Source organism: Flavobacterium soyae (assembly GCF_021245985.1).
Classification (GTDB): domain Bacteria; phylum Bacteroidota; class Bacteroidia; order Flavobacteriales; family Flavobacteriaceae; genus Flavobacterium; species Flavobacterium soyae.
In genome coordinates this window covers 1-8285 of record NZ_JAJQXA010000009.1, presented here as the reverse complement: position 1 = coordinate 8285, position 8285 = coordinate 1, and the positions used below count along the sequence as shown (strand labels likewise).

Genomic DNA, 8285 nt, shown 5'->3' with positions numbered 1-8285 from the left:
AGGAGTTAAATATCGGTAGAAAATAAAGAAATCCCAACCCAAAAATATCCCGTAGGGATTATATTAAGAGTTTTAATTTGGAAGTCTAATTGATTTATTATGGATTTTCAGAAAATATTTTACCTATTAATACACTTGATTCTATTTTCAATGAATCAGCTAATGAAAAAAGTAAACTAATGGTAATGTTTTGTTTTCCTTTTTCAATTCTTTGAATAGTTCTTACATCAACATTACATAATGTTGACAATTGTTCTTGTGTAATCTTTTCTTTTCCTCTGAGTTCCTTGATTAATAAACCTAATTTAATAATCTCTAACTCGTATTTATTTTTTTCCACAAATCAAATCTATTAAACTGTGAAAAAAATAACTACGACATATATGTCGTGTTTGAAATATAATATTACATTTGCTGAAAACATATTATATGGAAACAAATGAAATTAAAAAATTAGAGCAATTAGAAAAATTAACCGCCAGATATTTCCGAGCCTTAAAATCCCCTGAGGACAAAACAGAAAATAATGTTTCTCAGATTAAATTTGTAAATTATTATGAACTTGGCTGCGTTATAACCGATATACTAAAAATGTGCATTTTGACATTAGACCAACAAGCAGATAAAATTTCGGAAACAAACAAAAATCCCGTGAATGTGTCTCTGATTTTAGAAATGGTTTTAGAAATGTTTCCTCTAGATGAATTTGAGTTTTTAAGTGAAATAAGCGATATGTTTATTCCGAAAAATAACAATATCAATTCATAAATAAAAAGCCCTTTTCTGGATTTGAAAAGGGCTTTTGTTATATTATAAAATTACATACTTGTAATTATAAATTCGCTTCGTCTGTTTTGCTGATGTTCTTTCTCGGTACATTTTACACCATCGGCACAATTATTTACCAGTTGAGTTTCTCCGTATCCTTTTGCAGTTAAGCGGCTTCCATCAATTCCTCTTTGTTCCAGCCAGCTTTTAGAAGACTGTGCTCTTTTATCTGATAAAATCTGATTGCTTTCTGATGATGAACGACTGTCTGTATGCGAACGAATATCTATTTTTATAGTTGGATATTGTTTTAACATATCAACAATTTTTTGCAGTTTAGGCTCAGATTCTTTTTTAATTGTTGCTTTACCTAAATCGAAAAAGTTCATTGGGATATTTAAAAGTTTTACCAAATCGGTTCCTATTGTAATGTTAACTTTAACTGGTTTAATAGAGTTTCCTTTTATTACAACCGGCATTGCTCTTACTATTGGTTTTGGTTTCTTTTCTAAAGCGATTTGTAGAGAAGTTGAGCCTGTAGCTTTTTTTAGCGTTACAGAAACTTCTTTAAACAAATAATCTTCTTTTGAAGTTTTAATAAAATATTTTTTTCCGCATCTTACATTCGAAAAAACATAATTTCCGTTTGCATCTGATTTTGTCTCAACTGCAGATTTACCAGCTTCATCAAACAAAACCAATGAAACATTTGAAAGTATTTCGTTTGTTTCCTGATCTGTAATTGTTCCTGATAACTGCTGTTCGCAAATTAATCTGCGGTTTTCTGTAAATCTGTAAATATCATCAAGTCCTTGGCCATTTACCCTATTTGAAGAGAAAAAACCATTTCTGTTTTTACTATTAATTATAAAAGCAAAATCGTCCTGCATGCTGTTTATTGGTTCTCCAACATTTTGTACTTCATCAAATAAACCTTCTTTGTTTATTTTTGAAACATAAATATCAAGTCCGCCTAAACCAGGTCTTCCATCACTGGCAAAATAAAGTTCGTTTTCATCAGAAATAAAAGGAAACGTTTCTCTTCCTTCTGTATTAATTTCAGGTCCTAAATTTTCTGGTGTTCCAAAAGTTCCGTCGGCAGCTATACTTACTTTAAATATATCAGAAAGCCCTAGTGTTCCTGGCATATCTGACGCAAAATACAATGTTTTTCCATCAGTGCTTAAGGCTGGATGTGCCACGCTGTATTCGTCACTATTGAACGGAAGTTCCTTAACTTCTTTCCATTCGTTATCAATTAAAACTGCTTTATAAAGTTTTAAAAACGTAATGTTATTTTCATTTTGTCTTCTTTTACCGTCTACAGAATTGTTTCTGGTAAAATACATTGTTTGTCCGTCTTTTGTAAAAACCGGAGTAGATTGATTTAAGTTTACTTTTAAATTCTTTTTATGAAATAGTACTGGTTTTTCGATACTGCCATCAGGATTTAATTCAACTGTATATAATGTCGAGATGGCTTTATTTGTCCATTTAAAATTCTTTTTGATTATGGCTCCTGTATCTCTTGCAGATGTAAATACTAATTTATTGTCTAAAATCGTGCTTCCGTAATCTGAATCTTTTGAGTTAACTCCGGCATCGGCAATATCAAATCGTCCAGAATTTGCTTTAATATCTTCTAAATAATTTTTGTTCTTTAAAAACAAAACTGCTCTTTTATCTAAAGGTACTTTTTGGCTGAATTTTTCTAAAACTTCATCTGCTTTACGATAACTCCCAATTGATTTTAAGCATTGGGCATACTTGTACATATACTCGGCTTCTTGATTTTCATTTAAATTAAATAATTCCTGATAGTAATTTAGGGCTTCTTCTAATTCTCCTATGAAATAATAGGAATTGCCAAGTCTTTGAAATATTCTTTCTTCTTTAACTCCTTTTTTTACTAAGTTTTCATAAGCCTTTATAGCATCCGCGTAAGCGTAATTATCATATTTTTTATCTGCATTATTTATACTGGCGGTTTGAGCATTTGCATTGAAGAAATAGCAAAAGAACAAAAAGAAATAAATTAGTTTTTTCATCTTCGTATTTAAATATTAAAAGAATCTTGGTGAAGTAAGTTTGCTGTAGTTATTAAAGAAATCAAAACGAAGGAAAATCTCATGTGATCCCGAATTGTATCTTCTTAAATTTGTTGTCTCATGATCATAACCGTATCCTATATACATTCCTTTCGTAACCTGAAAACCAGCCATAGCACTTACAGAAGCGCTCCAACGGTATGCAAGACCAACAACAAACTTGTCATTAAACATAAAATTTCCTGAAACATCTACCTGTAAAGGAGCTCCTTCTACCATTTTTGTCAATAATGCCGGTTTAAATTTTATGTACTCTAAACGATCTAAATTGAACACATAACCTGCCATGAAATAGTAGTTTATTTTTTCTTTGAAAACAGCAACATCGTTATCATCGTATCTATTTGTTTCGATAAAATTTGGAACTGATAATCCTAAGTAGGCACGATCTGAATGCCAGTAAATTCCGGCTCCAATATTTGGTGTAAACTTGTTTCTTAAATCCTGAAACATCTCATCATTTTGATCTTCATAACTTAATTTACTTTTATCAAGATTGAAAAGATTTGCTGTGGCTTTAATACCAAATGAAAGCTGAAATGATTCAGAAGTTGGAACACTATAAGACAAATCTGCCGACAAAGTATTTTCATTCGTTGGTCCGATTTTATCATTTACCAGCGAAACTCCTAATCCTAAATTACTATTATTTAAAGGTGTATTTACTGAAAAAGTACTTGTTTCCGGTGCTCCGTCAAGACCAATCCATTGTGTACGATATAAACCGAAAGCACTTAATACGCCGCGTGAACCTGCGTATGCCGGATTGATTTCGATTGTATTATACATATATTGTGTGAATTGAGAATCTTGCTGAGCTGAGCACACAATTGTAAAAAACATGAAAATTAAGCCTAATTTTTTCATTTATAAGAGTTTTAAAACGGCTTAGCTTACTAAGCCGTTTGTAATTTTATTTATTGATATATAAATAACCTGATTTTTCGTGAGGGTTTGAACCGCTGTCTTTATATTTTAGAATATAGAAATAGGTTCCTACTGGCAATCCTTCTGATTGTTTCATAGTTGTACGCCCTTCTGAATATCCTTTAAATACTCTGTCTTCATTATTATATGCGTCCTTTTCGAAAACCAAAACACCCCAGCGATTGTAAATTTCTACTGTATTATCCGGATAACATTCTAATCCCTGAATATAGAATCGTTCGTTTTTCTGATCTCCATTTGGAGATAAAGCATTTATAACATTGATCTCACAGCCATTTAATGTTATCACTGTAGGTTTATCTCCATCGATACCTGAATTATCTGAAATATCTTCTACCACTACTCCTTTTGCACTGCTTCCTTTAACACTTGCCTGATTCGTTACCGTTCCGTTATTAATATCGGTTTGTGTTATTTTATAAAGAGCACTGAAATTAGTATCGTTTGATTCGCCGACAGCTAAATCAATAGCCTGTCCTGAAACGATTACTCCTGGCAGCGGATCTGTAATTGTGATTCCTGTTAATGGTACATTTCCTGTGTTTGTTACTACAAATTTGTACGTAATTGTTTCGCCTGCATTTGCAATTTTGTTATTGTTATCGTCATTAAATACCGCTGTTTTAACAATTGCGATTCCTGGAACTTCAACAAAAACTGATAATACTGCTGAACTGCAATTTCTGGTCGCTGCTTTTTCACAAATTTCATACGCAATTTGATAAGTTCCTGCTGGTGTATTTGGTTTTACATTTACGGTTCCGTCAGCATTAAATTCAAAATTTGTATTACCAGATGTGTTTGAGATAGTAACATCTGCAGAATTAATTGCAGTTCCGTTTAATAAATCATTATCTAAAACATTTATAAATTCTAGTGAACCATTAATTCCGTCAACCGCAATTTCTCCATCATTGTTAGCTGTAATTGGTGTTGATGGCGTAACTGGAATAGTTGTATTCAGAACTTCAACGCTTACAACTGCCTGGCTGCAATTAGACGAACTTGAAACATCACATATTTGATATGTCAATTGATAAATTCCTGTTTGTGTTCCGGGTTTAATATCAACAGTACCATCTGCATTTAAAACTAAATGAGTATTTGGAACAACTGTACTTAAAGTTACATTTGCTGGAATAACAGCTGATCCGTTTTGTGTGTCATTATCAAAAACATTTATTCCTGTGCTGGTTCCTTTGCTAATATCTATTGAGCCTGCAGTATCATTATTTGCTTTGATAGTAAAAGTTGGTCTTGCATTACAATCTGCTGTAGCTGCCGGATAATTTACATGAATGCTGGCTGTTGGGTTTAATGAGAATACCATTGTAACGTCTGGTCTCGTTTTCTCAAATCCATCAGCCCCTTCTATCCATTGACCATTTTTATTTAACCATCCCGGCCAGTCTATTCCATTTCCACTGCCATCTATAACTGCACCCGGCCATAAAATATTTCCGTTTAATGGTAAATTAGTTTGAGTCGCAACTACATTATTTGCACTATCAACCCATTGAATTGTTAATAAATTAGTAGGTGTAAAATTATCTGCAACAATATTGTATGACACATAAGGAACGTTATTAGAACAGTAGCTGCTTGCTGTTACAGTCATTGTTGGTTCATCAACAGTTACTTTAATCGAAGCTGAACTACAGTTTGTTGGGTTCAACTTTTCACAAATCTGATAAGTCAATTCATAAGTTCCTCTTGGTGCATTTGCTCCCAATGTAACTGTCCCGTCAGGATTTAATGTTAAGAATCCTGTTGGATCTGGAGTTACTATAGAAAGATTTATATCATTTACTACAACTGGTAATCCGTTGTTAGTATCATTATCAAAAACATTTATAATGGTTTGAGGCTGATTTATTCCAACTACTGATCCAACTATATCATCAATCGCTTGTAATTGCACCCCGCTAATTACCACAACTTTAGAGATTACTGCATCGCAATTTGATGGGTTCGTAACCTCACAAATGCGGTATTCAACATCATAAGTTCCTGCTGCTGTGTTTGGTGCAACTGTTACTGTTCCGTCTGCATTTAAGGTTAAGCCTGATGGAACGCTGACTGCTGTTAATGTTACCTGTCCGGCTGAACTGCCGATTACAACCGGGTTTCCATTTAAAATATCGTTAGCTGTTAATGAAACTGTTGTTCCTCCTGTGTTTCCGTTTATAGATGTTGTTGTTTCTGTAACTGCATTGATAACCGGTGTCCCTACCGTTACACTTACTGTGTTTGAACTGCAGTTTGATGGATTTAGTTTCTCACAGATTGTATAAGTCAATTGATAAGTACCTGCCGGAGCATCAGCACCTAGGGTTAAACTTCCGTCTGGGTTTAAAATTAAATATCCTGTTGGATCTGCAATAGTTGTAGTCAGATTTACATCTGATGGAACTAGTGCTGTTCCGTTTTTAGTATCGTTATCAAATACATTTAATGGTAATGTCTGAGCTGTATTTCCTGCTGTAACTGATCCTATAGTATCTGGATTAGCAAGAAGTGTTCCTGCGCTTACCATAACTTTTGAGATTACTGCATTACAGTTTGTTGGGTTCGTAACCTCACAGATACGGTATTCTACATCGTAAGTACCTGCCGGTGTGTTTGCTGCAACAGTAACAGTTCCGTCTGCATTTAAGGTTAACCCTGATGGAACATTTACTGCTGTTAATGTTACGTTTCCTTGTGCCGTACCAATGACAACCGGGTTTCCGTTTAAAGTATCATTAGCCGTTAAAGCTGCTGTCGTACCTCCTGTGTTTCCGTTTATAGATGCCGTAGTTTCGGTAACTGCATCGATAACCGGTGTCCCTACTGTTATTACACTTACTGTATTTGAACTGCAGTTTGATGGGTTTAGTTTCTCACAGATTGTATAAGTCAATTGATAAGTGCCTGCCGGAGCATTAGCCCCTAGTGTTAAGCTTCCGTCTGGATTTAAAACTAAATATCCTGTCGGGTCTGCAGCAGCTGTAGTCAGATTTACATCTGATGGAACTAGTGCTGTTCCGTTTTTAGTATCGTTATCAAATACATTTAATGGTAATGTCTGAGGTGTGTTTCCTGCTGTAACCGATCCAATAATATCAGGGTTTGCAGCAAGTGTTCCTGCACTTACCACAACTTTAGAGATTACTGCATCGCAATTTGATGGGTTTGTAACCTCACAAATGCGGTATTCAACATCATAAGTTCCTGCTGCTGTGTTTGCTGCAACTGTTACTGTTCCGTCTGCGTTTAATGTTAAGCCTAATGGAACATTTACTGCTGTTAATGTTACGTTTCCTTGCGTTGTACCTATTACAACCGGGTTTCCATTTAAAGTATCATTAGCCGTTAAAGCTGCTGTCGTACCTCCTGTGTTTCCGTTGATCGCAGCTGCAGTTTCAGTAACTGCATCGATAACCGGTGTCCCTACCGTTACACTTACTGTGTTTGAACTGCAGTTTGTTGGGTTTAGTTTTTCACAGATTGTATAAGTCAATTGATAAGTACCTGCCGGAGCATCAGCACCTAGGGTTAAACTTCCGTCTGGGTTTAAAATTAAATATCCTGTCGGGTCTGCAGCAGCTGTAGTCAGATTTACATCTGATGGAACTAGTGCTGTTCCGTTTTTAGTATCGTTATCAAATACATTTAATGGTAATGTCTGAGCTGTATTTCCTGCTGTAACTGATCCAATAGTATCTGGATTAGCTGCAAGTGTTCCTGCGCTTACCACAACTTTTGAGATTACAGCATCACAGTTTGCCGGGTTTGTAACCTCACAGATGCTGTATTCAACATCGTAAGTACCTGCCGGTGTGTTTGCTGCAACAGTAACAGTTCCGTCTGCATTTAAGGTTAACCCTGATGGAACATTTACTGCTGTTAATCTTACGTTTCCTTGCGCTGTACCAATGACAACCGGGTTTCCATTTAAAGTATCATTAGCCGTTAAAGCTGCTGTCGTACCTCCTGTGTTTCCGTTGATCGCAGCTGCAGTTTCAGTAACTGCATCGATAACCGGGACTGTTATTATAACCGTTACTGTAGCTGAATCACAAATGCTAGTATTCGTTGACTTACAAATCGTATAAATAATTACATGTGTTCCTACAGCTGTATTTGGAGCTACATCTATCGTTCCATTAGAATTAAAAGTAATTCCTGTTGGAAGAGTACCTATTGTCAAAACAACATCTGCTGGAAGAAAAGATACTCCATTAATTTTATCATTGGCAAAAATAGTTGAAATTGATCCTCCAACTAAACCATTAACTGATAAAGGTGTATCATCTTCAGCACAAATATATTCTGAAATTACCGCTGCCGGAGATGCACCCGAAGTGCAGCCGTTTGCTGAAGCCGTTACCGTATAGCTTCCTGCCGGTGCCGTTACAGTATCCCCCGACTGGGAAACACCTGCCGAAGGGTTTATCGTATAGGTATTCGAAGCATCAT

At 35.1% G+C, this 8285-nt stretch carries 5 protein-coding genes; 1 reads left to right on the top strand and 4 read right to left on the bottom strand.

All coding sequences use genetic code 11. The features are described from left to right. Positions 1 to 97: 97 nt before the first annotated feature. Entirely contained in the window at positions 98 to 340 is a 243-nt protein-coding gene (locus tag LUU93_RS12605; protein ID WP_053471670.1) for a helix-turn-helix domain-containing protein, read from the bottom strand. 89 nt (positions 341 to 429) lie between these two features. Between LUU93_RS12605 and LUU93_RS12600 the strand changes: the two genes are divergently transcribed. Next, positions 430 to 768 carry a hypothetical protein gene (locus tag LUU93_RS12600; RefSeq protein WP_232681477.1) on the top strand — a complete coding sequence of 113 codons (339 nt, stop codon included), beginning with the start codon at positions 430 to 432 and terminating at the stop codon, positions 766 to 768. Between the two features lie 50 nt (positions 769 to 818). Here LUU93_RS12600 and LUU93_RS12595 read toward each other — a convergent pair whose 3' ends face one another. From LUU93_RS12595 to LUU93_RS12585, 3 genes are all read right to left on the bottom strand, one after another. Beyond that, entirely contained in the window at positions 819 to 2816 is a 1998-nt protein-coding gene (locus tag LUU93_RS12595; protein WP_232681476.1) for an OmpA family protein, read from the bottom strand. Between the two features lie 15 nt (positions 2817 to 2831). Next, positions 2832 to 3743, bottom strand: coding sequence for a PorP/SprF family type IX secretion system membrane protein (locus tag LUU93_RS12590; protein WP_232681475.1), 912 nt, complete (start codon positions 3741 to 3743; stop codon positions 2832 to 2834). Positions 3744 to 3789: 46 nt separating this feature from the next. Continuing rightward, on the bottom strand, positions 3790 to 8285 hold a 4496-nt coding region (locus LUU93_RS12585; protein ID WP_232681474.1), incomplete at its 5' end, for a T9SS type B sorting domain-containing protein.

Excerpts from the sequence above, each read along its gene's own strand:
- LUU93_RS12590 (WP_232681475.1), bottom strand. The coding sequence starts at position 3,743 with ATGAAAAAATTAGGCTTAATTTTCATGTTTTTTACAATTGTGTGCTCA.
- LUU93_RS12600 (WP_232681477.1), top strand. The coding sequence starts at position 430 with ATGGAAACAAATGAAATTAAAAAATTAGAGCAATTAGAAAAATTAACC.
- LUU93_RS12595 (WP_232681476.1), bottom strand. The coding sequence starts at position 2,816 with ATGAAAAAACTAATTTATTTCTTTTTGTTCTTTTGCTATTTCTTCAAT.